The organism is Psychrobium sp. 1_MG-2023, assembly GCF_030689115.1.
Taxonomy (GTDB): Bacteria; Pseudomonadota; Gammaproteobacteria; order Enterobacterales; family Psychrobiaceae; genus Psychrobium.
In genome coordinates this window covers 1-25,726 of record NZ_JAUYVJ010000013.1, presented here as the reverse complement: position 1 = coordinate 25,726, position 25,726 = coordinate 1, and the positions used below count along the sequence as shown (strand labels likewise).

General features: G+C 37.8%; 31 protein-coding genes and 1 pseudogene. 19 read left to right on the top strand and 13 right to left on the bottom strand.

Going from position 1 to position 25,726, the window contains the following annotated elements; translation table 11 throughout:
* From Q8W26_RS08645 to Q8W26_RS08635, 3 genes are all read right to left on the bottom strand, one after another.
* On the bottom strand, positions 1 to 585 hold the full coding sequence (locus Q8W26_RS08645; RefSeq protein ID WP_101215226.1) for a YfiR family protein: 585 nt from the start codon (positions 583 to 585) through the stop codon (positions 1 to 3).
* A 315-nt stretch (positions 586 to 900) separates the two neighbouring features.
* Complete coding sequence (locus tag Q8W26_RS08640) at positions 901 to 1,473, bottom strand: tRNA-(ms[2]io[6]A)-hydroxylase (RefSeq protein WP_101215227.1); 573 nt, start codon at positions 1,471 to 1,473, stop codon at positions 901 to 903.
* Positions 1,474 to 1,561: 88 nt separating this feature from the next.
* A complete protein-coding gene (locus Q8W26_RS08635) occupies positions 1,562 to 2,200 on the bottom strand; it encodes a sulfotransferase (RefSeq protein ID WP_101215260.1) in 639 nt (212 codons plus the stop codon).
* 222 nt (positions 2,201 to 2,422) lie between these two features.
* On the opposite strand from Q8W26_RS08635, the gene Q8W26_RS08630 reads away from it, so the two are divergent.
* From Q8W26_RS08630 to rraB, 4 genes are all read left to right on the top strand, one after another.
* Positions 2,423 to 3,730, top strand: coding sequence for a M20/M25/M40 family metallo-hydrolase (locus Q8W26_RS08630; RefSeq protein WP_305473103.1), 1,308 nt, complete (start codon positions 2,423 to 2,425; stop codon positions 3,728 to 3,730).
* Between the two features lie 160 nt (positions 3,731 to 3,890).
* A complete protein-coding gene (locus Q8W26_RS08625; protein ID WP_101215229.1) occupies positions 3,891 to 4,199 on the top strand; it encodes a hypothetical protein in 309 nt (102 codons plus the stop codon).
* 135 nt (positions 4,200 to 4,334) lie between these two features.
* Positions 4,335 to 5,060 carry a 1-acylglycerol-3-phosphate O-acyltransferase gene (locus Q8W26_RS08620; RefSeq protein WP_101215230.1) on the top strand — a complete coding sequence of 242 codons (726 nt, stop codon included), beginning with the start codon at positions 4,335 to 4,337 and terminating at the stop codon, positions 5,058 to 5,060.
* Positions 5,061 to 5,117: 57 nt separating this feature from the next.
* A complete protein-coding gene (rraB, locus tag Q8W26_RS08615) occupies positions 5,118 to 5,519 on the top strand; it encodes a ribonuclease E inhibitor RraB (RefSeq protein ID WP_101215231.1) in 402 nt (133 codons plus the stop codon).
* 71 nt (positions 5,520 to 5,590) lie between these two features.
* Here rraB and Q8W26_RS08610 read toward each other — a convergent pair whose 3' ends face one another.
* Entirely contained in the window at positions 5,591 to 6,130 is a 540-nt protein-coding gene (locus tag Q8W26_RS08610) for a thioesterase family protein (RefSeq protein WP_101215232.1), read from the bottom strand.
* 162 nt (positions 6,131 to 6,292) lie between these two features.
* Between Q8W26_RS08610 and Q8W26_RS08605 the strand changes: the two genes are divergently transcribed.
* Positions 6,293 to 7,141: a tetratricopeptide repeat protein gene (locus tag Q8W26_RS08605; protein WP_101215233.1), complete on the top strand. Its 849-nt coding sequence runs from the start codon at positions 6,293 to 6,295 to the stop codon at positions 7,139 to 7,141.
* A 16-nt stretch (positions 7,142 to 7,157) separates the two neighbouring features.
* On the opposite strand, the gene Q8W26_RS08600 is transcribed toward Q8W26_RS08605, so the two are convergent.
* From Q8W26_RS08600 to Q8W26_RS08580, 5 genes are all read right to left on the bottom strand, one after another.
* Positions 7,158 to 7,877: an endonuclease gene (locus Q8W26_RS08600; RefSeq protein WP_305473098.1), complete on the bottom strand. Its 720-nt coding sequence runs from the start codon at positions 7,875 to 7,877 to the stop codon at positions 7,158 to 7,160.
* A 129-nt stretch (positions 7,878 to 8,006) separates the two neighbouring features.
* Complete coding sequence (locus Q8W26_RS08595; protein ID WP_101215235.1) at positions 8,007 to 8,504, bottom strand: SprT family zinc-dependent metalloprotease; 498 nt, start codon at positions 8,502 to 8,504, stop codon at positions 8,007 to 8,009.
* A gap of 56 nt (positions 8,505 to 8,560) precedes the next feature.
* Positions 8,561 to 10,090: a SulP family inorganic anion transporter gene (locus tag Q8W26_RS08590; protein WP_101215236.1), complete on the bottom strand. Its 1,530-nt coding sequence runs from the start codon at positions 10,088 to 10,090 to the stop codon at positions 8,561 to 8,563.
* 252 nt (positions 10,091 to 10,342) lie between these two features.
* Positions 10,343 to 10,549 (bottom strand): cold-shock protein, encoded by a 207-nt coding sequence (locus Q8W26_RS08585; protein WP_101215237.1) that lies wholly within the window; start codon positions 10,547 to 10,549, stop codon positions 10,343 to 10,345.
* A gap of 237 nt (positions 10,550 to 10,786) precedes the next feature.
* Positions 10,787 to 11,044: a YfhL family 4Fe-4S dicluster ferredoxin gene (locus tag Q8W26_RS08580; RefSeq protein WP_101215238.1), complete on the bottom strand. Its 258-nt coding sequence runs from the start codon at positions 11,042 to 11,044 to the stop codon at positions 10,787 to 10,789.
* A gap of 260 nt (positions 11,045 to 11,304) precedes the next feature.
* Here Q8W26_RS08580 and Q8W26_RS08575 point away from each other — a divergent pair, with 260 nt between their 5' ends.
* The 7 genes and pseudogenes from Q8W26_RS08575 to Q8W26_RS08545 all read left to right on the top strand — a co-directional run bounded on the left by Q8W26_RS08575 (position 11,305) and on the right by Q8W26_RS08545 (position 16,088).
* The gene (locus tag Q8W26_RS08575) at positions 11,305 to 12,921 is read left to right on the top strand and encodes a recombinase (protein ID WP_101215239.1); all 1,617 of its coding nucleotides are present in this window, start codon (positions 11,305 to 11,307) and stop codon (positions 12,919 to 12,921) included.
* Between the two features lie 321 nt (positions 12,922 to 13,242).
* Positions 13,243 to 13,449: pseudogene (locus tag Q8W26_RS08570) on the top strand (transposase domain-containing protein); the annotation flags it as partial.
* A gap of 211 nt (positions 13,450 to 13,660) precedes the next feature.
* Entirely contained in the window at positions 13,661 to 14,110 is a 450-nt protein-coding gene (locus tag Q8W26_RS08565; protein ID WP_101215241.1) for a hypothetical protein, read from the top strand.
* Between the two features lie 10 nt (positions 14,111 to 14,120).
* Positions 14,121 to 14,576, top strand: a complete 456-nt coding sequence (locus Q8W26_RS08560; RefSeq protein WP_101215242.1) for a hypothetical protein — start codon at positions 14,121 to 14,123, stop codon at positions 14,574 to 14,576.
* A gap of 1 nt (position 14,577) precedes the next feature.
* Positions 14,578 to 15,021 carry a hypothetical protein gene (locus tag Q8W26_RS08555; protein WP_101215243.1) on the top strand — a complete coding sequence of 148 codons (444 nt, stop codon included), beginning with the start codon at positions 14,578 to 14,580 and terminating at the stop codon, positions 15,019 to 15,021.
* A gap of 45 nt (positions 15,022 to 15,066) precedes the next feature.
* Positions 15,067 to 15,618, top strand: coding sequence for a hypothetical protein (locus tag Q8W26_RS08550; RefSeq protein WP_153071522.1), 552 nt, complete (start codon positions 15,067 to 15,069; stop codon positions 15,616 to 15,618).
* Between the two features lie 20 nt (positions 15,619 to 15,638).
* Positions 15,639 to 16,088, top strand: a complete 450-nt coding sequence (locus tag Q8W26_RS08545) for a hypothetical protein (RefSeq protein ID WP_101215245.1) — start codon at positions 15,639 to 15,641, stop codon at positions 16,086 to 16,088.
* A 258-nt stretch (positions 16,089 to 16,346) separates the two neighbouring features.
* Here Q8W26_RS08545 and Q8W26_RS08540 read toward each other — a convergent pair whose 3' ends face one another.
* On the bottom strand, positions 16,347 to 16,766 hold the full coding sequence (locus Q8W26_RS08540; protein WP_101215246.1) for a hypothetical protein: 420 nt from the start codon (positions 16,764 to 16,766) through the stop codon (positions 16,347 to 16,349).
* Between the two features lie 53 nt (positions 16,767 to 16,819).
* Positions 16,820 to 17,005, bottom strand: a complete 186-nt coding sequence (locus Q8W26_RS17920; RefSeq protein ID WP_101215247.1) for a helix-turn-helix domain-containing protein — start codon at positions 17,003 to 17,005, stop codon at positions 16,820 to 16,822.
* Between the two features lie 362 nt (positions 17,006 to 17,367).
* Between Q8W26_RS17920 and Q8W26_RS08535 the strand changes: the two genes are divergently transcribed.
* The 3 genes from Q8W26_RS08535 to Q8W26_RS08525 all read left to right on the top strand — a co-directional run bounded on the left by Q8W26_RS08535 (position 17,368) and on the right by Q8W26_RS08525 (position 18,686).
* Positions 17,368 to 17,709, top strand: coding sequence for a hypothetical protein (locus Q8W26_RS08535; protein WP_101215248.1), 342 nt, complete (start codon positions 17,368 to 17,370; stop codon positions 17,707 to 17,709).
* A 193-nt stretch (positions 17,710 to 17,902) separates the two neighbouring features.
* The gene (locus Q8W26_RS08530) at positions 17,903 to 18,214 is read left to right on the top strand and encodes a hypothetical protein (protein ID WP_101215249.1); all 312 of its coding nucleotides are present in this window, start codon (positions 17,903 to 17,905) and stop codon (positions 18,212 to 18,214) included.
* 70 nt (positions 18,215 to 18,284) lie between these two features.
* Positions 18,285 to 18,686 (top strand): hypothetical protein, encoded by a 402-nt coding sequence (locus Q8W26_RS08525; protein WP_101215250.1) that lies wholly within the window; start codon positions 18,285 to 18,287, stop codon positions 18,684 to 18,686.
* 149 nt (positions 18,687 to 18,835) lie between these two features.
* Here the strand turns inward: Q8W26_RS08525 and Q8W26_RS08520 are convergent, their stop codons facing one another.
* Positions 18,836 to 19,708, bottom strand: coding sequence for a hypothetical protein (locus tag Q8W26_RS08520; protein ID WP_101215251.1), 873 nt, complete (start codon positions 19,706 to 19,708; stop codon positions 18,836 to 18,838).
* Positions 19,709 to 19,786: 78 nt separating this feature from the next.
* Between Q8W26_RS08520 and Q8W26_RS08515 the strand changes: the two genes are divergently transcribed.
* Entirely contained in the window at positions 19,787 to 20,062 is a 276-nt protein-coding gene (locus Q8W26_RS08515; RefSeq protein ID WP_305473090.1) for a helix-turn-helix domain-containing protein, read from the top strand.
* Positions 20,063 to 20,453: 391 nt separating this feature from the next.
* On the top strand, positions 20,454 to 20,693 hold the full coding sequence (locus Q8W26_RS08510; protein ID WP_101215252.1) for a hypothetical protein: 240 nt from the start codon (positions 20,454 to 20,456) through the stop codon (positions 20,691 to 20,693).
* Between the two features lie 28 nt (positions 20,694 to 20,721).
* On the opposite strand, the gene Q8W26_RS08505 is transcribed toward Q8W26_RS08510, so the two are convergent.
* On the bottom strand, positions 20,722 to 21,579 hold the full coding sequence (locus tag Q8W26_RS08505) for a hypothetical protein (protein WP_101215253.1): 858 nt from the start codon (positions 21,577 to 21,579) through the stop codon (positions 20,722 to 20,724).
* Positions 21,580 to 23,666: 2,087 nt separating this feature from the next.
* Here Q8W26_RS08505 and Q8W26_RS08500 point away from each other — a divergent pair.
* Both Q8W26_RS08500 and Q8W26_RS08495 read left to right on the top strand, forming a co-directional pair.
* A complete protein-coding gene (locus Q8W26_RS08500; RefSeq protein WP_101215254.1) occupies positions 23,667 to 24,659 on the top strand; it encodes a nucleotidyltransferase in 993 nt (330 codons plus the stop codon).
* A 3-nt stretch (positions 24,660 to 24,662) separates the two neighbouring features.
* Positions 24,663 to 25,571: an S-4TM family putative pore-forming effector gene (locus Q8W26_RS08495; RefSeq protein ID WP_101215255.1), complete on the top strand. Its 909-nt coding sequence runs from the start codon at positions 24,663 to 24,665 to the stop codon at positions 25,569 to 25,571.
* The last annotated feature ends 155 nt before the right edge of the window (positions 25,572 to 25,726 follow it).

The following is a 25,726-nucleotide window of genomic DNA, read 5'->3' as shown; positions in this document are numbered from 1 at the left end:
TTAAATCACTTTAGCTAGGGCTTTTAAACGAGGCTGCAATTTGATGTTACTTCGCTCAATATTATTTTGACTAATTAGAATTTTCATTTTTCGGTTAATGATAACTAGGGAAAGCATACCCCCCTGCGCTAAAAATGCTTTGCTTTGACCAATTAAGAGGGTGTTTTTTGAGAGGTTGATAATATCTTGCTCATTTAAGTGCTCTTGGTGATGGTTAATGATATAGAGAATTTGACAGGAGGCATTGGAATTCTTAAGTTGTTGCTTATTCATAAACTCACTATATGTAATGGGCTTTCCTTGTGTAGTTTTTTGTTCTAGTGCTCGAAAATATTGACGGAGTGTTGGTGATGGTTCGCCAAAAATACAAATAGAAAATGAGTTGTTTGGCAGAGATTGTGAGGCTTTAGGCCATTGAGCGAACTTTGTAATTTGATAGACAAATGCGGCTGTGAGCTGCTCCTGTGAAGAATTGTTTGCAAATGATTTCGAAGGAAAAAGACAAAGCCCAAAGACAACACCAACTACAATCGAGTGCATGATAGTGTTAATAATGTGGGTAGACTTCGTTTTTATAATAGCCATCCAGTTTTCCAAATCATCATAAAAAGAAGATATTTTAGTGACTTTACAACTCACTTATGGCGTATCGCCCGAGATTAAAATTCAGCAGATGCGATTCAAGCATATACTAAAACACTTAAACTATCAGTAGTGGAGTTGCTCACACCGAGAAAAATGGGTCTAGCGTTATTTTTAGCCATCTAGATAAATGGTCTAGACGCTGGATAATTTTAGTTGGTGATACTGCGTGAAAGAAGAAGGCTTCCTTGAGATTTTATCTCACTAGCAGAGAGTGAGCTTTATCAGGTGGCTGATGATAAAGCTCAATTAATGAAATTAATGCAAGGCACCCGTAAATGGTAGCTTTTCGCAAATCTTAGCTTCAGCAATCAATAACTCTTCTAAGCGAGTATCAACCGACTCTTTGTCGAAATATTCGTAAGCTAACTCTACAAATAGGTCTTTGTGTTTGGCTTCAGATTTTGCAATAGCAGCGTAAAACTCTTGATCTTTACCTGCTTCCAAAGCGTCGGCAACAAGTGAGAAACGTTCGTAACCACGGGCTTCGATAATGCCAGCTATCAACAGGCGGTCCATCATCAATTGGTCACGAGGGTGGCGACATAATGCACGAATTTCTTTGATGTATAAATCTTTAGTGTCATTTCTTAATAAAACGTCACGTGCCGTCATTAATTTAAGTACTTGTTTAAAGTGGATCAATTCTTCTAAGGCGAGGTCTGTCATCGCACGAACAAGCTTAGGACGATCTTGATAGTGAGACAGCATGGAAATTGCCATACCCGAAGCCTTTTTTTCAGCAGCGGCATGATCTTGTAAGAAGTAATCGAAGTTAGCTAAAACAGCTTCGGTCCAAGCAGCAGGGGTATTAAATTTTAATTCAAACATGACATCTTTAGAGTGATATAAAAACGTTAATTTTACCTGTGAATGACGCAGGAAAAAAGGCGCTAGATCAAATTATCACGCCTAAGCCTTATTTAATGAGTGGATAGGGCAAGGGGTCCATTCGACCACGTCTTGTTGATTCGACTTTCAATGGGCTTTTGACTTGCTTCCAAGCGGTTACTTTACCTCCGCGATTAACGTGATCAAACCCTGCTAATGGAGTTTGTTCAATCGCAAGGAAAGCGAGTAAACGTTCAAAGCTGTCATTAGCACTGATATCGATATGCAGAATATCTTGTTCTCGTCCTAAGAAGTAACTTTGTATGTTTTGCTGGTGGCGTTGATAGCAGTCAATTAAAAACTGGTCATTGTTAATGTTTTCAGTGGTTAATGGTGAAAATACTTCGTTGTAACAACGTTTAATAATTGTATTAAATCCGCCATCCTCTCGTTGTAAGTTTACGTGCATTCGCTGCAATAACTGCTTTATAGATGGTACCCACTGAGAAAGTTCTCGCGTTAAATTGATGAATTTAGCGTTAGGGTAATATTGGTCTAAAGCTTGATAATCACAGAAGATTGGCGTGTCCGCGATAACTTGGGCTTGCTCGAAACATTTTTCGATATAGGCGGTATGAGCCGTTGCAAAGCCTAACTCAACCATCGCTTTACAAAGGCTAGTGGTTGCCGTTCTAGGTAGGCCGATAACGAATATTTTGTTGTTTATCACATTGAGCGTCTTGAGGAGTAAAATTAATTTATTATCCCAAAGCTGTTGCGTGATGAGTAGATGTTTATCGAATATTTTGACATTGAATCGTTTTTTTCATCACATTAGTATCATTCCTTGGTATGATGCAAAAAAATAAGTATTGATATTTCAATACCGTGTGTCTTCCGTGCTTCGATGAGTTTGTACTCGCTGATGCCAATACTTTGGAAAAATGTAATGAAGAGAATCCTTCCGTTAGCTTTAATGATGACCGTTACTGCTTGTTCGTTTAATAAACCACCATCAATATCACAACCGCAAGTTGTTGCTGATATTACATATCTAGCTTCTGACGAATTGAAAGGGCGCGGTAATTTTACCCCAGGTATTACACAAGCTGCTGAATTCATTAGCCAACGCTTTAATGATATCGGTTTAAAACCGTTTAGTGGTTTAGATCAATACCAACAAGAGTTTGTGCTATATAACATCACATCTCAGGTAGAAAAATTACAGTTAAACGGTCAGACGATTGCTGCTGAGCAAGTTGCTATAGCAACATCAAAGAAACAGCTATCATGGACAAGTCCCCAACAAGCTAATATCGTGCTAATTGGAGCCGATGATGACTTCAGGGCACAGTTATCGGTGCTTAACCAAGTTGGCAAAGACGCACTAGTGTTGGTTGACCCAGCACATAAGAAAACCTTTTTACGTTATCAAGCGTATTTTAATCGTGGACTTAACAAATTTAATCATGATCAAGGTGGCTCGTTGGTGTTAGCCTTGACGGAGATTAACCAAGTTAATGAACTTAACTTGAGTACGACAAGTCACGTTAAGCAACAAAAACTTGCAAACGTTGTTGGGGTTCTACCGGGTAAGAGCAAAGAGATGGTGCTGTTTTCTGCTCATTATGACCACTTGGGAATGGACGAAAGTAAAGAAGGCGATAAGATTTATAATGGTGCCGATGACGATGCATCCGGTACCGCAGCAGTTATCAATTTAGCGCAGTATTATGCGCAGCAAGGAACACCTGAACGAACCTTAGTTTTTGTCGCATTCACTGCCGAGGAAATTGGTGGTTACGGCTCTAAGTATTTTTCAACTCATATCAACCCTGAAAGTATTGCAGCTATGGTTAATATAGAAATGATTGGTAAACCATCGAAGTTCGGTGCCGGTGGTTTATGGATGACTGGATTTGAACGTTCAAATTTGGCGCAAATCATGAACAAATCTTTAGCTGCACAACAACTAGAAATCCACCCGGATCCGTACCCTAAGCAGCGTCTGTTTTATCGTTCAGATAATGCGACTTTAGCGCGTTTAGGTGTCCCTGCACATAGTTTCTCTTCAACACAATTAGAGAGTGATAAACATTATCATCAATTGAGCGATGACCTAGCTAGCCTCGACTTAGACTCCATGACCAAAGTCATTAATGCTTTAGCTGTAGGAAGTCAGCCACTAGTTGATGGCGTTGCAACACCAACTCGTGTTGATACTTCTAAGGTTAAAAGTGGTGGTTTAATTTATTAATTGTGAACAGCTCCGCTAAATAGTTAAAGGTTAGAGCTGCTAATTGATAGATATCATGATTTTTGATGAGGGGGTTGTTATAATCCCCTTTTTTATTACTCGGTATTCGGGTAATAGATAACACTTTATATTGTCGTTTGATTCAATTAAGGAATTTGTTTTGTCTGGAACTCAACGGGCTTTTCGCTTAGCTATTGCGGGATTAATGGTTATTTTTGGTTTGCTATTTTTTTCGCAAGCTGGTTATTTTGTTATTCGCTATTTAACCTTAAAAGAACCATTAGAGTTAGCGGCACAACACGCTTTAGCATTAAGTGCATGGCGTTCATATTGGCTTTTATTTGGCGCATTTATTATCCAGTTTACTGCAAAGCAGCTACTAGCAAAGCCACTGCTATGCGGTTGGATTGGTCTTAGTTTGATTGCGACGATAACGACTTTCTTAATGTTACCAAGCCTGCCACACTAATGTGTTGATTTACTCATCAGTATTAATGAGGGCGTGAAGCGTCTAAAATATTCAGCGTACAGCTGTATACATTACTGGTGAGTTTCCTCATAATAGCGCCTTTAAAATTTAGTTTGAGTTGAATTAGGTACACTAATGGTTGCATTGTTTAGAATTCTGTTCTTTTTACCTATTGTGGTAGTTGTTTGTTTAATTGGTATTTTGATTTGTGTAGTGCGTCCGTTTCATCGCAATAACACTTATACTGTGTCAAAGCTATTATCAAGCATGGCACCGTTATTTGGCATTAAATTGCTAGTGCGTGTTCCTCAAGATTTAACCAATACGCCAAAAGTTATTATTGGTAATCACCAAAATAACTTCGATTTAGTCACTATCTCTGGCGGTGTTACCCCGGGCGTTGTGAGTATTGGTAAGAAAAGTTTAAAGTGGGTGCCAATTTTTGGCCAACTTTATTGGCTCAGTGGAAATATTCTAATTGACCGTAAGAACAAATCACGAGCTGCTGGTACGATTAATCAAACTGCGGATAAGATGGATAAGAAGAACCTCAGTATCTGGATGTTCCCTGAAGGAACACGCAGTCGAGGACGCGGTTTGCTGCCATTTAAGACTGGGGCATTTCATACCGCAATCCAAGCACAGGTGCCTATTATTCCAATCGTACTTAGCTCAACGGGTCATTTTAGCCTAAATCGCTGGAATAACGGTTACGCAATTGTGGAGCACCTACCTGAGATTGATACTTCGTCAATTGATAAAAGTGGGATTCGCGATCTCGCCGAGCAAGCTCGTCAAGCTATGTCTGATAAGATTGAGCAATTAGATGCTGAGGTCGCGCAACTAAATGCAAAGAAATAATATCTAGATAACTTGATTTGATTTATAATTTTAGTTGAGTCAACTTTGAGAATTATCATGTCTGTAGAAAAAGAAATTGAACATCAAAAAATCGACAATCGTGAGATCGTCGACAGTTTATTAGCTGATGGAAGTAACCCTGATGCTGAGTACCCAATTGAGCACCACTTGTCATGTGCAAATTTTGACAATCTGGAAAAAGCAGCCGTTGATGCATTTAAATTAGGTTTTGAAGTCTCTGATGCTGAAGAGCTTGAGTTAGATGATGGTGCAATTATATTTTGTTTCGATGCGACTGTTGATCACGAATTGACTGTTGAACGTTTAGACAAAGATACTGAAGCGCTGATCCGCTTAGCCGACAAACATAAAATTCAATATGATGGTTGGGGTACTTACTTCATTGATGAAGATGGAGTGGTTGTAGGTGATGAGTTTGATGAAGATGATGAATTTTAACTACTAAGATTACGTTGTTATTCGTTGATAAATAAGCCGTTCAAAGAACGGCTTTTTATATAGTATTTAAATTATTTATTTGATTCTTGATGTTTTTTTGCTTCGAGCAGTGCTTGCCAATGCTTAATTGCTTCGGGGAGTGGTGGAGCATCACGTTGTTCTCCTGCCACTTCGAGCAGTTGTGATGTCGGAATCGTTTTGCCTTTGCAAACAAATAATCCTTTCAGATTTGCAACGGCATGCAATATACCGTTGCTAACAAATCGCTGTTCCATATAAAAATATTTATCATCCCAAGCAATGATTTTTGTCTCAACAGTGCATTTTTGCCATGGCTTAATATCTTTGATGAATGTTAGTTCCGTTGAACTGACAACGGGTAACCATTTACGCTTGAGAAGTGCTTTAAATAATCCTGATTCACACATCATCCAGGTTCTTGCTAAATCCATTAGGGCAAGATAACGCGAATTGGTTAGATGCATGTTGATATCTACATCAAGAGGTAATACACGGAAATCATAGTGGCTGGTGTCGAAAATGCTTTGCTTAGCTCGGTGGCGTGGTATCTTCCATAGAAGCAGGTAAAGTAGTCGGAGGTATAAATTCATGTGAAAACCAAAAATGCAAAAAGACATCTTACCAGTTTGATTCTGGTAACGGTAGTCTAGAGTTAATATTCTAAATACAGTGTTTGAAAACAATTATTAACGACTTGAAAAATATTAACTTGCCCATAAATATACATTATCAATCGTAAGAGAATCTTGACCATGTCAAATGTAGTCGATCTAAATTTAGAAAACTTTCAGGCCACCTTGTTAGAGCAACCTGCTGAGCAATTAATCCTAGTGGAACTGTATTCACCAAGAGATGAAGCAGGAAAGCCGATGTCTGCTCAACTCATACAACTGGCCTCGCAAACCCCTGCCATTGTTCTGGCAAGAGTGAACTGTGATGAGCAGCCTCAAATTACTCAGCAGTTTGGCGTTTCTTCTGTGCCGACATTGGTTTTGATCCGTGCTGGTCAGCCTATTGATGGCTTAGTCGGTGTTCTGCCTATGGATAAAGTTCAAGAAATGTTATCGAAGTACTTACCCAAGCCAGAAGATGACTTGTTAATTCAAGCGAGTGCGATGTTGTTGGATGAGTCTGCGGATATTAATCAAGCGTTTTTATTAATTAAACAAGCTTATGAGCTCGACAGCCAACGTATCGATATTGTCAGCTGCTATGTCGAGGTGTTAATCAAATTAGGTCAGTTAGCGCCAGCGGAAGAGTTACTTGCAAGTTTTGCTCTAGAAGATAAAAATGCTAACTATCAGCGCTTAGTTTCTTTACTTGAGCTTGCCCAAAAGGCTGGGGAGTCACCTGAGATACTTGCTCTTGAGCAACAGTTAGTTCAAAAGCCCGATGACCCTCATATTAAATTACAACTCGCAGTCACATATAGCCAGGCCAATAAAACCGAGCAAGCACTGGAACTATTGTTTAGCATTTTAATGTCACAACTTGACTTTGAAGATGCCAAAAAGCATTACCTGGATATTATTGCGAGTTTACCGGTAGGTGATCCACTGGCCTCTAGCTACCGCCGCAAACTTTACAGCCTTCTTCACTAAGCAATTGTCCTAAAGGTTATTGTAAGCGCTGCGTTGCGCAGCGCCGCTTCACAAATGGGTTTGAATTACCTTGAATATTGGCAATTCGACTATCTCGTAAACACTCTGCGGCAGTGACTGGGTCTTGTTTATCCCAAGCGTTAAACAGGCGCTGCTGAGAACGTGATAATTGTAACTGATACTGCTGCTGGAAATAGAAATAAATCCTCGCAATATCTCCTCGACGATGTGCTGGCGGTTGCGTCTTTCGCCCTTTAAAATCAACGACTACATCACATTGGCCATATTGGTAAGCAGCACCATTCCATTGGCTAAAGCGGTAATTAGATCGATCCCCATTAACTTCACCAATTGCGGCGACTAAATTATGTAGGTCGCCTTCCATTTTTTGGAAGGTCTTATCATTTTTAGTACAAGCTTTTCGTCGACCTTGTTGCCAACATTGGCGTTGATGGCCAAATTCCCACGCAGGTACAATATGCTCCCATTCAATTCTGCTTGCTCGTTTTAACTGTTTTCGGTATTCATAACCACAACTGGCAAGGTCTGGACGAAGCTTTTTACCTTGACGATAGATGTCGCAGCCACAATAAAAGCTAGTATCACTGGCTTGATGCAGTTTGTTGGCAATTTTTTTTGCTTTTGAAAAATTAATATGGCCAGCATTGACTTGGCTGTGCATCGTTAAAAGAAGCAATGAAGTACAAAATATGTTTAAGAAGAGTTGTCTGGTCATTAAATGGACTGCTATTTATTTACGGGTTAATTTTCCCCGCGGATTCTAACGTTTGTTTGTGAGTTTTGGCAAGAGTTGGTGCTTTTATTTGTCAACGCGCTATTTATGATAGCTTCTATTAAATTATGTTTACATTTCAGTAATTTCTTTTAGGGGTGATTTACAACGTTTGCAACAATACACTGCACCCTTAATGACCTTGTTGTGACGATTCATACTTAACGGTATTTCAGCGCATAAACAACGGTAGCGAACAGTACGTATACCGATATTATCAGTGTTATATTGGTGTGTGCGAAGGGCTGGTAAATTAAAGATATCATTCATCACCCACTGCCAGTGTTTACCATGAGGTGGCGTTTTACCATAACATTGCCACACTACAAGATGGGCAATTTCATGAGCAACGACGTGCTCTAGGAAGTGAGCTTGGTTTTGTTGATAAATGAGAGGGTGGAACCGTAACGTATTTTTTTGTAATAAAGCGCACCCTGCAATACGACCACGTTGATTTGTTAACACTTGTGGACGAGGGAATTTACGGCCTAGCTTTCTTTCAACGAGTTGATAACACTGCTCGACTCGTGTTGATAGCTGCTGTTGAAGGTCAGGTGATAATTGGGGCATGGTTTAATATGAAAAGCGCTGGCAAAGTGCTCGCCAGCGCTTAATTAATCTTATGATTAAGCGAGCTTGTCACTAGCTACGTGGTAATCAGGATCTTCCATTACGTTTACTTCAACTAAGTCACTGGCTTTTTGCAGTAAGTTTTTACATTCTGGGCTCAGGTGACGTAAATGTAACTTCTTACCTAGATTGACGTAACGCTCGGCAATCGCATCAATTGCTTCTACACCTGAGTGATCATAAACACGCGAGTTTTTGAAATCGATAATAATATCATCAGCGTCGCCATCGTAATTAAACTGTTCTTTGAATGAGCTAATAGCACCGAAAAACAACGGGCCTTCGACTTCATACACAGTCCACTCATTTTCATCAACTGAGCGTTTAACCATGACGTGTTTCGCATGTTGCCATGCAAAGACTAGGGCAGACACAATCACACCTACAATAACAGCGATGGCTAGATCAGTAGCTACTGTGACACCTGACACTAATACTAAAATGAATGCATCAGATCGAGGAATTTTCTTAATTGCTTTAAAGCTTGACCATTCAAATGTCGCGATAACGACAATAAACATTACCCCAATAAGTGCTGCAATAGGTATTTGCTCGATTAAGCCTGACGCGAACAAGATAAAGCCCAATAATGCAAGCGCGGCTGTGATGCCTGACGCTCTGCCACGTCCACCTGAGTTTACGTTAATCATTGACTGACCAATCATTGCACAACCACCCATACCACCGAAGAAACCGGTTGTGGTATTAGCAAGGCCTTGGGCGATACATTCTTTGTTACCTTTACCACGTGTCTGAGTTAATTCATCAATCAAGGTTAAGGTAAGTAGTGATTCAATCAAACCAATGGCAGCTAAAATTAGCGAGTATGGCAAGATGATCATGAACGTTTCCCACGTAAATGGCACCATTGGGATATGGAATTTTGGTAACTCACCAGCGATAGAAGCAACATCACCGACGACTTTTGTATCAAGGTTTAAACCTATGGTTGCTAGCGAAACAATCACAATTGCGGCTAATGCTGATGGCACAGCGGTAGTGATTTTTGGTAGGAAGTGAATGATTAGCATTGTCACTGCGACTAAACCCAGCATCATCCATAAGGTTTCACCTTGCATCCACTGCATCACACCATTAGCGTCAGGTTCTTTAAACTGACCTAATTGTGCTAGGAAAATCACAATGGCTAAGCCATTTACGAACCCTAACATCACTGGATGCGGTACCATCCGAATAAACTTTCCGAGCTTAAAGACTCCGGCAAGAATTTGGATTATTCCCATTAATACTACGGTAGCAAAGAGGTACTCAACACCATGGTCTACAACCAATGCTACCATCACTACAGCAAGGGCACCTGTTGCACCTGAGATCATGCCTGGGCGGCCACCAAAGATCGCCGTAATCAAGCCGACGATAAATGCGGCGTAGAGACCAACTAAAGGTTCAACATTAGCAACAAAAGCGAACGCAACGGCCTCTGGTACTAATGCAAGTGCAACGGTTAGTCCTGAAAGCACATCGGCCTTAAGACTAACGACTTTATTAATATGTAGCTTCAACATAAGAGTTCTTATAGGTTAGGGTTACTATCGTTTTAATTAAACGATAAGAGGTAAATCGTAAAAAGGCGCTAAATTCTAGGGATTTTGGCGCAAAAGTCAACAAAAAACACGCGTTGTGTATCGTTAACAATAGTCGAAGATGGAAGTTTTTTTTAGGTTTTACGTAAGAGAAGATCAGTGAGACTGTGTTGTTTTTTAGGTTATATCGGACACTGAAGGAACAGGTTGCCTATGTGACAACCTGTAGAATTTTTAGATCGCTATTACATTTAAAGCTTGAGGACCTTTTTGACCGTCTTCAACTTCAAATTGTACTTCTTGCCCATCGTTTAGGGTTTTGAAGCCATCACCTTGTATTGCTCTAAAATGAACGAAAACATCTGAGCCGCCCGGCCTTTCAATGAAACCAAAACCTTTTTTCTCATTGAACCATTTTACGCGACCTGTTGTAGTAGCCATATTAGCCATTCTCCATTGTTTTATTATGATAATTCGGTGCAACAAATGCATCATGCACTAGCTAAAATCACTGAATAAAAAATCATCACTTGTATTAAGAATTAGATATATAAAGTGTGTTTAATAAACAGGTTGTTGAATTTAGCAGCAATTTGAGTGTAACTTAATCATCTCAAAAGTAAACAGGGTAAATAGCCTTTTTATTTAGCCTTTTAGCTAAGTTTTTTCATGCTTAGATTAGATTTGGTCACTGTGATGGATCATTACATATTTGTCATACAGTTGGTCTTGGCTTTCTTGATGTTTCGGGTCGATGATAATGCAGTCGATTGGACAGACTGCAATGCAGGTTGGTTTATCATAATGACCGACACACTCGGTACATAGGTCGGGATCTATTTCGTATATTTTTTTACCGTAACTAATCGCTTGGTTTGGGCATTCTGGATCACACATATCACAGTTGATGCAGTTGTCTTTGATTAATAGTGCCATGTGTTTGATTTTCCTGGCTAAAGTCAAATAGAACAAGGGGTACAGCGTATTTGACGTAATAGGAAATACGTTACAATAGCTTACGTTCGTTTCAATAAATTTCGTTGATTATACCATAGCCGTAACACAAATGAGTAACACAAAAAATTGTGGTATTTCGTGTATTGGTTTTTGACTAACATTCTTGGTGTGTTTTGTGTATTAAATTAAATATTAACAGGAAAGCTTTATTGCACCTGCCTTTTAGGACTATGTACATAATGAAGTCAACCCAAAAAAAGCCAAGTAAAGCCGAATATGACGATGCAATCTCAAAGTGGGAGTCATTTGAACCACCTTATTCAAGCTCACACATAAAATCTTGTGTTACTGCCGCGAAAACAATCTTGGCATTCACAGGAAAACCTAACATTTCGAAGTACGAAATAACTAACCACCTTCGAATTGTTTTTAACAAAAAAGGTGAGGCGACATTCAGAACGCACTTTGGTAATAAAACAGGCATAAAGACATCAAAATTAGGTGTTTATCCTGAGTTACAGCCGAGAGTAGCTAGAGACATTGCTACTTCGATGTGGAAGGGAGATGTTTCTCTGAAGACTGTACATCATGCAATAGATTTGTTTGAGGAAGATAGAAAGCGAAGAAACAAAAATGGAAAGCTTAAAGACAGTACAATAAAAACTTATCTCAGTAGGACTAAGAAGCTTCGCTACTATTTTCGTGAAAAAGATGTTTTCGCTAATGTAAAAATCATTGATGTTGAGAATGTTCTAGATAACATTATTGCCAGCGAGACAGGTAACTATGCTAATGAACTGTCTGATGAGATAAAGCGTTTGTGGAAGTTTGCGGCATCAAAACTGGCCGATGGTAACAATGTTACTTCAAAGATTGCTGTGGACTACGTTTCGTCGAGGGTTAATAGAAGTAAAGCGACAAAGCTTTACACCGATCTTGATAGTATCGCACAATTATATTCAAATGTTGCAGCAGCAACTAGCCTTCACCAGGTCAATGCCGTTAGGTTTATGGTTCTAACAGGTGTTCGTCCTATTAATGTTCATAATTTGCGATGGGATTGGTTGGATTGCGAAACTTATCCGACTAAAATTACGTTTCCTGATTATGCAATGAAAGCGAATCGGGAGTTTATTTTGCCTGTAACAGATGAAGTTAGAAAAATTCTAAACCTTCAACGAGACTGGCGTAATAATGTGGGAGTTAACTGTAACCAGCAACACGTTTTTCTTAAACCTAGGAATTTAAAGGATGCATTTTCTGTTAGATCACTTGATAAGCTGATTAAAGACTTTAGTCCTGTAGATTGCGTGAGGGGAGCGTTGAATGAACAGAGCATCAAGGGCAGAAATGGAGCTTTTAATACAATGTGTCGTAAATTTGCTAAATCGAATATTAAAGGGCTTCTTGTCACGAAAGCAAATAAAACACTAGGCGAATCCACTTACATTTCAAAGTTAGTTCTGCATCACGCATGTGGTAAGAGTCAAGATGGGCTAAATGATGATATGGCCGAACACTACGACTTTTCTGATGAGCTTTTCAACGTGGAGTTTGATGTGAAGTTAGAAGGTCTAAGGTTGCATGAAGAAAGTATACTTACAAAGGTTAATGCTTTAACACATAGCCAGCTTCGCCCAACAGGGCTGGGTAAGAAAAAAGAACTACGTGAAAGAGAAAACTCTGCTAAAGATGAGCTACGACGGTACATTAGGTCTAGGCTAGGTAAAAGAGGTTACACTTCTTTCATCAATAGTTACATCCTTGATATATCAACACCAGTGAATAAGTTAATTTTGAATGGTGAAGGGAGGAAGTTGATTCATTCATACTTAAATAACGCACAAGCAGCCTAAACAAAGTTTCCCCCTTCGAGGGTAAGCGATTCACTTAAAGTGAATCTGAAATAATTCATGTAAAAGCCTGTCAACTATATGTGTTTGAAGGCTTTTATCTGGAAAGGTATATTTATGATATTTTATATAAGCTACAGTATCAAAAAGTAGGTTTTGACTTCGTCTAGCAAGCAGTTGTGAGCAAGTTTCTGACGCTCATTCATGATTATTTTCGTAGTTCGCTTTACATGGTTTTGTTCGGTAGTAAAAATGAAGTTTTAGTATCATCACTTTATTGACTGTCGGTTATGATAGGTAGAGTAAAACCCGGGGTGAACCACTATAAAGCCACTTTTTATCGGCCGTAAAAACTGGCTATTTAGCCAAATGGTTAATGAGACAATCGACAGTACTAGCCTTTATAGTATTGTTGGAATAGCCAAAGCCAACGGCCTAATACCTTATGAGTATTTTACCCATTGTTTAAATGAACTCTGCCAACCCTCACTAGACATTGACAGTTTGCTACCGTGGAATATTAAACAATAGCAGCCTTTAGCTAGACACATACTGAAGAGTCGTAACTTATATGCACAATGTTCCGTCTTAAGTACAATTGTGTACTTTATCTTCATTCCATAGGATACACGCCAGCAAAGGATTGCTCCCATCACTATGTCGTACTTGTATTCCTATTGCTACCTCAAACTAATTAGCACTTCAAGCCTTTTGTTGTGCAAGAATCTACATAAGGAAAATTATGATTAAAAGAGTAGGGTCTCTACTGTTTATGACGCTCTTGTCATTTAACAGCCTCGCCGACTGGAAGATTAACAACGGTTCTCTTTGCGGTACTCAGTTGGCCTCAGACGAAAACAAAGTAGCGAGAGCTAATGGTGAAATTAAAAACATTTCGTCATCTTCAGTGTATGTATTTTGTCCTGTTGTTAAAGATAAGACTAGTGAGCAGAAATTAAATCATGTCACGCTTTACACATCATTTTTAGCTACTGCGAAATGCGCAGGTGGTACCTTAGATACGTCTGGTAAAAGCATCCAACATTTTACAACTTCGGACGTTCAGCCGGGTAGTAACATCGTTACTAGCATATCAAGAGATACGGACTCTAATGATGACGATTCTTCGTACTACGTCACCTGTCACTTAACACCTGGCAGCGCTCTTAATTATTACATGACAGCAGAATAGGTTAACCTTTATGAAAAAATTACTATTAGCATTATTAGTGTCAGTTGGTGCCTCTTCTCATGTGAATGCTTTAGATTATAAAATATTCAACGGTTCTATGTGTAAAGCAATCAGTGGCTCAGACTCAGTCCATCTAAACCGAGCTTATTCGCAATTGACGAATATCAGTTCGACCAAATCTGTCGACGTCATTTGTCCGATTGTAAAGGACGTTGATTCGCAAGACTCTGTAGATTATGCACGCATTGTTGTTAGGACTCCAAACGGGAATACTACATGTACAACAGTTGCTGCTAAGCAAGTTGGCACAAACTACCCGAGTAATCCAACGGTAATTGGGCAAAACTCTAGTATCCAAGAGAGAGTATTGTTCAACGTTGATGCTACCACGCCGGTTAGTGCTTACAGTATTAAATGCGCATTGGCACCAAAAGCCGAAATTCTAAATTATAAGTTTGGGGAATAGTATGAAAAAGGTAATAACTCTTGTTCTTCTAATGACATCAAGTAGTTTAATGGCAGAAGATGGGAAGATTTTCCCCGCTTCGATGTGTGATGCGGTTAATTATTCTGACAGGGTGAATTTAGACCGCACTGACGGACGTCTAAAGAATACTGGTTCCTCATCCATTGATATTCTTTGTCCAATTGTCAAGGATGATACGAGCCAGCAGTCAATTAACGACTTATGGGTCATTGGAAATTATAATAACAATGGTACGTGTCGAGGTATGACGGAAGACCCATATGGGAATGTTGTTGCAGGAGCTAATAAAATGATTTTCTCTGGTACTAATTTTTATACTAGCATTGAGAAGGATCTAGACTCTAATCATGACAAGGCTATGTATTATATGGCGTGTAGTTTGCCTAAAAATAGTACTCTAAGTTTCTACCATTTTGTGGAGTAGTATGAAGAACGGCAACCCATGGTTGCCGTTGTTCTGGTAACTGTTATGAAAAAAATACTCTACTTACCTATGCTCGCCTTTGCTTTTGTTGTTATTTATTATTCATTAAAGGAAGAAGAGGTTGAAGTTGTGCTTACAGATCCTAGTAACCCATCTTTGTCTAGTCGCGAACTTAAGGTTGATGGGGAGCAGTATTTAGCGTCGCCCAACAGATCTCTTTTTCCTCATCATAAGCAATTAAATGATAGTGTTAAACCCGAAATTGATGCATCTGATGAGTCAGCAAGCGATAGAAAAGTTGATCTTGATAGGTACATCCAAACAACGACTGAAATTGTTAATACTGCTCTTAAGAATGAAGGAACATATGATATAGATAATGATCTGTATAATCTTTTTGATGGACTAGAGTTCTCTAATATCGAATCAACATGTTTCGATGATAAGTGTAACGTTAAGCTAGAAGGGCTTTCTTCGGGTGATTTGCATCAAGTGGTTAGTAAGCTAACGTATCATTCCCCATGGGCAAAGTTGGCTTTGTCTGTATATCAACATGATAATTCGGCTGAAATAGATCTAATTATCAAAGAACATTAAACTTAACTCTTAGGAGATTTATGAAATATTTACTAATATGCCTTGTACTAATACTGCAAGGGTGTGGCAGTTCTGAGCCCGAACCTACTTTAATAGTGAACAATGTTAATAACGCTAAAACATTAGAGGAGGTAAACTTGTCTCCAGGTAGCGGGGTGCTTGATATTAAGTGGAAGGGTATCAGCTCGGATGTTGATTTGTATTTAGTGACGAAAGAAAAGCAAACATTTGTTCATGAGGATGAAATTGGAGCGATAAAGCTCGGCTCAATCTCTAGAGGGGTTAATAAGCTCACTTGTGAGGTCGACGCAAGTTATGTAGAGGTAATGTGTTCACTGCCTGATGGTAAAAATTATATAGATATGACTGAGTTGGTTCATGAGATCCCTCAAGAGTTGGTTCTTTACATTAGATATACAACTAGTGATGGTTCGATAAATTCCACAGGCGTTATAGTCTTTCTTAATTAGGAATAAATCACGTTAACTTTATGCTCGCGAATCTTAGATTCGGAGCATAAAGTTCAATTTATATTGAGATGTTTGACTCGCAAGCATCAGTTTAACTTGATTGCTATGGCTTCTTTGACTACAAAGTCTATTCTGCTGTTTTTTAATATACTTAGGTGTGTGCTACCGCCATCTCTTCTGCTATTGGTACATGTGCGACTGTTAAATTTGATTGAGTCCTATAATAAGTTGAAACTGACCGTTCAAGCTAAGGTCTATTCAAATAAGTTCTTTTCTTTTGCAATAAAGCAGATCTTCTATAACTACACAACTTTCGTTTAACCATTTAGTTACTTGCTGTCTCTTTAAGCCCTGAGCGATGGCAAACTCAGTTTGAGAGTCATTATATTTATCAAAAATAAATTCCTCTAAAGATACAGCAATCAAAGGAGTATCGGTTATTGCTTCATGCTGCAATTCTCGAATCCAATCAATCATGTCAAAGTCATAAAAGTCAGATGTATCATACACTTCTTTTACATCAGCAAGGAAAATATCCGCAATATCATCCTCAAATATGCATGCCTCTATATCTTCTCTGTAGGCTTGTCCTCTAGTATGAATCAAGAATGATGACCTCACTCTATCTTCCCAACTATCTTGCAAGGCTTCTAACCTCAGTGCCGTTAATTTAATCATAATTTACCTCTCCTTTCGCCCCTTGAGTAAATGGCTTGCTCCTAGGGAAACGTTTAAATAGACTTACACTTCTCGATAAAGTTGAAAACCGACTGTTTACAAAAGAGAAGCTTTTTATGTGAGATTCTATAAGTCGTCAGTGCTTTACGATGTCTATGTTCATTGACATAAACCCATAATGTTTTTCGGCTGACCTTTAGAATTTCACAAGCTTCATCAGCAGTTATGAATTTTTGCATATTGTCTCTAATCAATGAGTTCTACACACGACTCTATAAGCATAATCACTCTCGCGTGTTAGTAAAATAACTCTGAATATCTCATCATCTGAGATGATTCAAGCTATTTTAATTTATAAGGGATTTTTCAGTTGAACCTATCTGGGTGCAACAGACAGAGAAATATTAGCAGGTAAAAATTTATATAGTCACGTAGTTTTAGGCGGTGATCGCCTGCTTTGTCGCAATTAGTTCTTTTACATAACACCGGCGTTTAAAAAATAACCATTCTTGAATGCTTTGGATAATGTTTAGCAAATAGAGCTTAGTTTCCTCCCATCGTTTCTATGTAATTTTGAGTCCATAAAAACAGGAAGAACACTATGCAAGTAAAAACTTATTCGTTAAAAACAGAGCAAATGATTCAGCTGCTAGAAGCGTTAACTATTTCTTTATATAACAATGAAGATAAAATCGATTCATTAGCGGTGGGAGAGTTCGGTCGTTACGACGACTTTGTTTATGCTGAAATTATTCAACATGACCTTGCTTACTTATTGCCACAGCAACGAGAAGCAATAATGAAAGTTGTCAGGGAGTTGGTTTCAGCGACGGCCCAAGCTTATTCATCATTATTTGATGAGTATATAGAAAGCCTTGAAGAGTTGTCATTGCAGGGCTGTTCCGGCGCGAAAAGCGAAACAGTCACCTTTCTAGTGACTTAATCGCGCAATATTTGGTGAGCCTTAGGCTCACCATTTTTTATTTTAAAAACTACGTTTGATAATACAAAAATAATCCCTCCTTTATTAGTCAATAATGAAACCGCCATATGTACTAAATTATTGCTTCTTAACTGCAATAATTTACACACCTTGTACTTAAGTAGTTAAAAATAATTAACTACAAGGAAGTTTTATGAAACAGTATGTATCTGCACTTGATTTAATCGAATTATCAAATGACGTTGGTAATGCCATAGTGCATAGCGAGCACGCTATTAATTCGCTGCAATTAAATACTAACAATTATAATTTTGAAAAAGTTTGGCAAGAGCTCCTAGATATTCAATTCTGGGGTTATGATGTTACATATCAGCAAGCAGCTAAAGCTGTGTGCGAGCAATTAATTCAATCTGCTTGTTTGGTCAATGAACAACAGCTAATGATTGATGATGAGTTTATAGATGAGTGCCTCGATGACATTGAGCAATTAAAATTTGATTTTTAGGCCAATGCGTCATAATTTCCCTCTTGTGTTTCTACTTAGTTTTGAAGACAAACTAAGCAGGAACATTAATGTGACACACACAAAAACAACATTCATTCGTAAATATAAAAGAGCTAGTAAAAGTATCTGGGATAATGACGATTCAACTATATTGTTACTTGCTGATATCAAGGGCAATGATGATGGAGAAAGAGCATTTAACTTTACTCGTTATATCTACTTGCATCGTGATAACGTCGGTAACGTTTTAGGAATTAGCATTTCGAAAGCGATGTTAGATGAACACCCTGATTTCTCAGGTCGTTATCTAGAAGGTGTCGAGATGTTTGCGATGTTATTGCTTTATATCGATGACATTACAGAGTTTTGTACTTTATTTGCAGATGAATTTGAGCGTATCTTTTTACTTGAACCAAGGGACTATTTTGAAGCAGCAGAATTGCGTTGGTTTAGTATTTTAGGAGATGCATAATGATTAGCGAGCCGCTGGCTCGCTTTTTCTGTCTTTGAGTGTGTGTTGTTTGTTGATGTTAGATAGAAAGGGAGGGCAATTGCTCCTCCCTGGAGTAATACGTACTTCTAACGTATTTATTACTTTATATTAAGGTGTAGAAAAGCAGCTTAACTTTTTGCAACCTCTTCTAATCGAATTGCGGCCTCACTTAGTAAGGCTCCATCATCATAGTCAGTAGTACCATTTCCTTTCACTGATACTTCATAGTCAACTTTGTATTCCACTTTTGATTGACCTCGGTAGAGATAAACTTGAACCATGGTGTTAACTGCTTGGCTGTCTTTATAAAGTTTAAAGTAGCTTGATGAAATAGCTCCGTTTGTTTCGTTAGAAAAGTTAATGCTACTGTACGTTCTAACAAAGTTGGTTTTCACTGATTCAGGGTCAAAGTCGACATTAAACTCTCCCTTTTTGCGGACAATATCTGTGATAACAGGAACGCCTTTCACCATGATGTTGGTTAAATGATGTTGCAGTCTATCGTCAGTTACTAATGCTGGTATTTCCATAAATACAGGGTTGCGAACTGTTTTAACGACAGCTGATGTAGCCGAAAGTAGTTTTACAGTAATCGCACTATCTGTTTCAGTGATGGTATATGGAAAGCTTACATTAATGACTGAGCGGTAATCACTGTTGCCCGATACAAGCTGACCACTGTAATAAGTGAGCTGAAACGCATCATTTATAGGGTGAACCGAGGTACCCCAGTACTCTTTGATAGATTGAGAAATGTAATTGGTGCATTTTTCACCGCGACAATTATTAAACCCAGATAAAGACCGGATATGGTCAGCAACAGCACGTTTAACAGATGATGTTGTGGTGACGTTACTACCAACCCCTTTTAACTTTTTGAACTCGAATGTTCTTTCTTTGATGTTATTTTGTAATGAGATAGTTCTAGGCTCGATAGATGTTTTACAACCGACACTAGCAAGTAAAGCGACAGCTAAAGTTGTAATCCTGATAAAATTCATTGTGTTTCCTTATATAAATAAATTCGAACTTATTATCGAATTTCGAACATATTAATGAATCAAATAAAGTTTTCAACCATGAAAACAATATTTGAACCGAATTATCGGAAATTAATCGGCTGGCTGACTGCTGAAAGAAAGTTTAAAAAAATCACCCAGCCGCAACTCGCTGATAAGCTTTCGCTTCCAAACCACACTTATATTTCTAAAATAGAACGCTTTGAACGCAAACTTGATGTGTATGAGTTTGTAACGATTTGCCAAGCGCTCGAACTTGACCCACATGAAGGGATAGAAATTTTATTGAAGCCCGCTTCGAATTTTCATTTGAAAAAGCCTGAACAGTACTTGTAAAAATCTTTGGTATTGGATGATGTTTTATCGAGTTATTAGATAGTTTTCTTACCAAGGGACTATATAAAATAGAGTCCACACTATTTTAAATGACTCAACCGTTGCTCCTCTGAAATGCTGATTGACTACCTGTCCTAGCGGGTGGATATTAAATTTGGCAGCTACAGGTTTCCAAGAGTTAGTTATATTGATTAACTTTGGAGAGCGTGAACTAGAGAATCATGCTGTGATAACTTCACGAAAGCGTTGAAGTTATGACTGACGGATAGCAGAGCAGACCATAAAAATAAGAAGCAGGCGCATAGCGCCTGCTTTTTTCATGCTCGAAACCATTAATTCCCCTGTGGATTATCTATTTACTTATGCAGAACAAAACTATAGGAGTCTTTGCATGAGTACATATAAGCATCTATTAATCAGCATGTTGCTGAAAGAAGGTAAAATGGTTTCAAAACTTTTTGGGGATTTATTATCACTATTCGGTGTCTTTGATATGTTAGATGTCATCACCTTAAAACCGATAACAGCATATCAAGGTATTGAACTCATTTTTATTTCATTTGTGTTTTACGGCTTATCGCTGCTGTTTTTATTTGTCAGTCTTTGTCATGAACAAAGAGAAAGTAAATAACGATTAAGCACCCAGAAGGGTGCTTTTTTTAACGATAAAATAAAGCAGTAATTTCATCACAGAACTTCGTTCGGTAAATAATAGCAGACTGGAGTAGCAGGACATCTGCTTCACTAAGCAAAGGTTTTTTGCTGGCTTTATCATAACGAGAAGGTAGCTCATCAAACAGCTGACGATGAAAGCGTTTGATATCTTCAAAAATGTGTTGTGATTGTGAAAACAGAAATACTTTTGAATAGTAACCCTCTTTTAGGGCATATAACCATTTTAGCAAAATCTTTTCTCGCGCTTGCTTGTTTTTAAACGAGTGTTCTATTTCAATTGCGGCAATACAGCCGTCGGCCTCCATCACTAACCCGTCGACATTTCGAACAGCATTGCTTTTAAATAAGCGCTTAAATTCTGGCTCAGTGATGATGCCGTTCCACATTGATAAACCTAGCTGGTTTTTAACCCCTCGCAAGCAGCAGTATATTGCGATTAAATCGTGATGAACGCTATTAGCATTAAACTGTAAAGCGGGGTTAGCCGTTGAACGAAAATAAACTGACATACACATCAACTCTTCTGCATAGCGTGCACCATTGTAGCTAAGGACGTAAACACGGCCATCGGGTGAGCGAAACGTTGTCATCATCTCTAATAGCTGCTCTTTGACGAGTTTATTTAGGTGCTCAAGCGCTTGATGCTTTGATACTCCATACAGCCACATAATAAGCGTTGGTGATATTATGTTAAAGCGAGCTACTATCATCATTGTTAGTTGCCGTCGGCGTTTCCCCGTTATATTACTATTAGCGCCAGGCGCATAAGTCATGTTTAGTGATAGGTAGGGTTGATAAAGCTCATTGTGTTGTTGAGCATCTGTGGTGCTGGACTGGTTCATAATCTCTCTCTATTTAAAGGTAATATTAGTGTCGCTGTTGACTACTTTAAATAGGTAATGGCATAACGAAATCCAGCCATTAACACCACTTTTGATACCGAGAATGAGATGGAGGAAGGATAAAAAAACTCTCGGCCTCAATATTGCGATGATTATCGCAATCAATCCAGTCTTTGACTGATACTCTCAATACGTTGTATTTCAAGCATATGCTTTGTAACGCCCGTCAGTCCTTATGTTGCTCTGCAACGAACTGTCTTGACGAACTGCGTTCTAGCGTGACAAACCAAAGCGAATATGTACTGAGCTACGCTCTGTACTACCCCCATTTTGCCGCTTAGGGACGATGCGTATGTGTCATACTGATTGCATCTTTCCTCGCTATTTATTTTCTGACGAAAATAGGGTGGTTTAGTCTCAACTTGTGCCAAGTCTCATCTAAATTTCGCCAAGGCGAAACTAAAAGTGGGGGTAGTACAGAGCAATCTGTACATATTCGCTGCTTTCGTCATCTACAGCTTCGCTTACGATAACTGTCGCAATTTGATAGTCTTTTTCAAAGACGCTTTTTTGCAGTTTTTCATGCTGAAAAATGCTGTTTAATCTTTCAGATTGTATCTAACAGAAGGCCTTGGCATAACTATAATAAAAAGTCACTCATCTCTCTCAATTGAGTGGGTAAGCCAAGTCCTCTACGTCTTAAACCAAAATATGAGCTGATAACCATTAGAATGTGAATTGGCCAATTGCTAATAAATTATCAGTTAAGCTATCAATGTTATGTGCTGCATTATTGCACGTCATGTTTATGCATAAAATGTGAATGACATAAAAATATACTCATCAGTGTGCTCTTGAGGAAAAAACTCTACTCTGGTTTTAGTATGGTCGGACATGTAAAAAGAATCAGTTGAGGCTAAGTTTTATCCATTTATTTAAGATTAGAGTCCTTTCATGTTATTAATTGTTGTCTTATTGAGCTCAGGAGTCAATATTAGCGACTTTATTGTACTTGGCTATGCCATGAATGCTATTTTATATTTAGTTGTGTCAGGTGGCTTAATAGCGTAACTTAAAAATTAAAAATATTTTGTCCTTTATTTGGTTGTTAAAAATTAAAAAAATCTTCTCTTTCTTTTTTCTTTCTAAATCTATTCTAGAGAGCATTGATATTACATATACTGTTAAATTAATAAGTAACTGTATTTTAATGTATAACGTTGCTACGAATGAGTTATATTTGGAAAACCTGCTACGAACTAGTTACATGTTAAAAACCGGTAATTAATTGATTTATAATTGATATTGTTGCTACGAATGAGTTAGTAAAGTTGCTACGAATGAGTTATATATCTAACTCGTTCGTAGCAATTCCAAAAACTGAAAATATTTATATAACTTATTTTAAATCATGCGTTTAGCCTTTCGGTATGCAAAAGTTGCTACAATTGAGTTAGTTTTTTATAACTCATTCGTAGCCATTTTTGTAACTGACTCGTAGCACTTATTAGTGTGAATGCTATCGTATTGAATTATTGTTATTTTTTTTCTTGTGTACAATTTTCGCTCCATTGCGTAGCCTGAGCTACGGTGTGAGTTTTTATGTGAGATTTGTGAATTTTTATTCTCTTCTTGTGGGCAGTTACTCTCATCTATTATAGATTAGGAGTAAAGGAGTTACTGAAGCAAAACAGACCTAGAATGGATAAGCAAGATGAGAACATTGTTGATTTGTATATTTTTATTAAGCGGACAACCCATTGAGTCCACTTAAAAGTAGAAAAGGTGATGCTTGACCACACCGATTCTCGTTTTGGCTATTCAATCGTTGGTGCTAACGCCTGCAATAATGTGTGCGACGTTGAACCAACAAAGCACACCGAACTCCGAACCAAAACTGTCGAGTGTAACGCATCACCTTGGTTGCTTTTTTAAATGGCGATTTCCAGTGAAAAAACTAAACATTTCAACAAAACACACCAAACAATCTAATTGTATGATCTATGTCTTGATTTTTCTGTATTGAACCCCATATGTATAAAGATTCATTTAATGCATATAAATCTTGATATGAGCGAGGGGCGACTATGGCAACAACGGTTAACAGTGCATTCAATAAGTTCATGAAAGACTATGTCAATCTAGATAGTGACCAAGTAGTAAAAGCTCGTGCAAGTAGAAATTGGCTTATAAAGCAAATTAATAATTTCCCCGGAAAAAACGATGATTTCCCAGCTTTATATGAAGAAAAACATTTTGGTTTTGGCTCATTTGCAAGATCTACTAAAAAACGTAACTTAGATGATATTGATCATCTCGTTTGCATGAAAGCTCAAGGGCTCACATATACTGAATATAGTGATACCATTTACATACATGTCCCTGATGACATCAAACCATTCAGTAAGCTAATGCAAACAAATGCAGATTACCTTAGCTCAATTAAAGTTGTTAATCGATTTGTAAAGCATTTAGATGCTATTCCACAGTACAAAAAAGCAGAAATCAAACGTAATCAAGAAGCGGCAACGCTTCAATTGAGTACATATGAATGGAATTTTGATATTGTCCCCTGTTTTTATACAACTGAAGATAGCAACGGCAAAAGTTTTTATATAATTCCTGATGGAAATGGGAACTGGAAAAAAACAGACCCAAGGTTAGACAAAAATAGAACGACACGAGTAAATCAACTTCGCGATGGTCATGTTTTACAAGCTATAAGAGCTATGAAATACTGGAATAAACGTCAAACGATGGCAACGATGGGTTCATATCTACTTGAGAACATGATTCTTGATTATTATGAAAATAATAGTGCAACACAATGGATTGACATTGAAGTTAAATATTTACTTCAGTATATAAAAGAAAATATCTACTCAAGTGTTGCTGACCCTAAAGGTATACAAGGCAACATCAATACATTAACTGATGATGAGAAATATTCTATTTTCAGCCGTGCATATGATGACTATGCTAGAGCGGTTGACGCATCTCAGAGTGAAAATTCAAATCCAGCATACGCTATAGGAAAGTGGAGAAGTATTTTTGGTTTAAACTTTCCAACTTACGGATAAAAGATGAATAATTTTAATACCAACCAGAATTCAGATGTCGCTATAGATAAACTTGCAGCTCAAAACCAATTATATGGCGATGCAAAGAATCGACTTGGATTATACTTAGTACTTTCAATTCCTGTAATGATATTACTAAATATTATCGTCAAACCTCTCCTGATTAATGATACATTCAGGTTAGGGTGGAATTTTGATCTCACTGATTCTATTGCTTTCTATGCTTTACTTTTAACTATGTTTGAGCTGGTATACTTAAAACCCCAAATATCAAAACTTAAACAAAAAGCAGCAAAGATCCAAGAAGACTTCGACTGTACAGTTTATGAATTAGAATGGAATGATATATTATGTGATAGCAAACCGTGCGAATCAGAAATCAAAAACTCTTCTGATAAATATACAAAAAAAGGAAAATCTAGAGCTGTATTTGCTAATTGGTATACTCCTGATGTAGAACAAATAGATCAAGTTAAAGCTATCCTTGTTTGCCAAAAAGAAAATTTAGGATGGGATGTTTCACAGCGAACAAAGTTTATTTGCTTTATTTCTTCGATTTCAATCGTAGTGTTTCTATTAAGTTTAATAGTTGCTTTCTTTCTGGATTTTACACTTCAATCATTTATTCTGTCAGCAATTATCCCTAGTTTACCAGCGATTAGCTTCTCTATAACTAACTACTTTGAAAATAAAGAAGCTATCGCGAGTAAAGAGAAGTTAAAAGAAGCAACAGAGAAAGTCGAGAACATTAGAAACCCGACAATCAAATACGCAAGAAACATACAAAATTTAATTTATCTAAATAGAGTTAACAATAGCTTGATTTTTGATTGGTTTTATAATTATTTACGTGATTCAAATCAATCTGGAATTAGCTACGCATCAAAGCAACTCATTCAAAGATTATTCTAGTACCTAAAGGTTGAGTGTGCCATTAGATTCACTCAGCCTATTCCTCACAACTTTAGCCAACGAATGATATGGACTCCCTATTCTGGTCTAATAACACTGGACACTTCGATTTAGAATAATACTATTATTAATCGAGGTGAGTATGACAACAAAAC

Bases quoted from the DNA above. Each gene is read 5' to 3' on its own strand.
- Q8W26_RS08645 (WP_101215226.1), bottom strand. From the start codon at position 585: ATGGCTATTATAAAAACGAAGTCTACCCACATTATTAACACTATCATG.
- Q8W26_RS08640 (WP_101215227.1), bottom strand. From the start codon at position 1,473: ATGTTTGAATTAAAATTTAATACCCCTGCTGCTTGGACCGAAGCTGTT.
- Q8W26_RS08630 (WP_305473103.1), top strand. From the start codon at position 2,423: ATGAAGAGAATCCTTCCGTTAGCTTTAATGATGACCGTTACTGCTTGT.
- Q8W26_RS08620 (WP_101215230.1), top strand. From the start codon at position 4,335: ATGGTTGCATTGTTTAGAATTCTGTTCTTTTTACCTATTGTGGTAGTT.
- rraB (WP_101215231.1), top strand. From the start codon at position 5,118: ATGTCTGTAGAAAAAGAAATTGAACATCAAAAAATCGACAATCGTGAG.
- Q8W26_RS08610 (WP_101215232.1), bottom strand. From the start codon at position 6,130: ATGAATTTATACCTCCGACTACTTTACCTGCTTCTATGGAAGATACCA.
- Q8W26_RS08605 (WP_101215233.1), top strand. From the start codon at position 6,293: ATGTCAAATGTAGTCGATCTAAATTTAGAAAACTTTCAGGCCACCTTG.
- Q8W26_RS08600 (WP_305473098.1), bottom strand. From the start codon at position 7,877: ATGACCAGACAACTCTTCTTAAACATATTTTGTACTTCATTGCTTCTT.
- Q8W26_RS08595 (WP_101215235.1), bottom strand. From the start codon at position 8,504: ATGCCCCAATTATCACCTGACCTTCAACAGCAGCTATCAACACGAGTC.
- Q8W26_RS08590 (WP_101215236.1), bottom strand. From the start codon at position 10,090: ATGTTGAAGCTACATATTAATAAAGTCGTTAGTCTTAAGGCCGATGTG.
- Q8W26_RS08585 (WP_101215237.1), bottom strand. From the start codon at position 10,549: ATGGCTACTACAACAGGTCGCGTAAAATGGTTCAATGAGAAAAAAGGT.
- Q8W26_RS08580 (WP_101215238.1), bottom strand. From the start codon at position 11,044: ATGGCACTATTAATCAAAGACAACTGCATCAACTGTGATATGTGTGAT.
- Q8W26_RS08575 (WP_101215239.1), top strand. From the start codon at position 11,305: ATGAAGTCAACCCAAAAAAAGCCAAGTAAAGCCGAATATGACGATGCA.
- Q8W26_RS08565 (WP_101215241.1), top strand. From the start codon at position 13,661: ATGATTAAAAGAGTAGGGTCTCTACTGTTTATGACGCTCTTGTCATTT.
- Q8W26_RS08560 (WP_101215242.1), top strand. From the start codon at position 14,121: ATGAAAAAATTACTATTAGCATTATTAGTGTCAGTTGGTGCCTCTTCT.
- Q8W26_RS08555 (WP_101215243.1), top strand. From the start codon at position 14,578: ATGAAAAAGGTAATAACTCTTGTTCTTCTAATGACATCAAGTAGTTTA.
- Q8W26_RS08550 (WP_153071522.1), top strand. From the start codon at position 15,067: ATGAAAAAAATACTCTACTTACCTATGCTCGCCTTTGCTTTTGTTGTT.
- Q8W26_RS08545 (WP_101215245.1), top strand. From the start codon at position 15,639: ATGAAATATTTACTAATATGCCTTGTACTAATACTGCAAGGGTGTGGC.
- Q8W26_RS08540 (WP_101215246.1), bottom strand. From the start codon at position 16,766: ATGATTAAATTAACGGCACTGAGGTTAGAAGCCTTGCAAGATAGTTGG.
- Q8W26_RS17920 (WP_101215247.1), bottom strand. From the start codon at position 17,005: ATGCAAAAATTCATAACTGCTGATGAAGCTTGTGAAATTCTAAAGGTC.
- Q8W26_RS08535 (WP_101215248.1), top strand. From the start codon at position 17,368: ATGCAAGTAAAAACTTATTCGTTAAAAACAGAGCAAATGATTCAGCTG.
- Q8W26_RS08530 (WP_101215249.1), top strand. From the start codon at position 17,903: ATGAAACAGTATGTATCTGCACTTGATTTAATCGAATTATCAAATGAC.
- Q8W26_RS08520 (WP_101215251.1), bottom strand. From the start codon at position 19,708: ATGAATTTTATCAGGATTACAACTTTAGCTGTCGCTTTACTTGCTAGT.
- Q8W26_RS08515 (WP_305473090.1), top strand. From the start codon at position 19,787: ATGAAAACAATATTTGAACCGAATTATCGGAAATTAATCGGCTGGCTG.
- Q8W26_RS08510 (WP_101215252.1), top strand. From the start codon at position 20,454: ATGAGTACATATAAGCATCTATTAATCAGCATGTTGCTGAAAGAAGGT.
- Q8W26_RS08505 (WP_101215253.1), bottom strand. From the start codon at position 21,579: ATGAACCAGTCCAGCACCACAGATGCTCAACAACACAATGAGCTTTAT.
- Q8W26_RS08500 (WP_101215254.1), top strand. From the start codon at position 23,667: ATGGCAACAACGGTTAACAGTGCATTCAATAAGTTCATGAAAGACTAT.
- Q8W26_RS08495 (WP_101215255.1), top strand. From the start codon at position 24,663: ATGAATAATTTTAATACCAACCAGAATTCAGATGTCGCTATAGATAAA.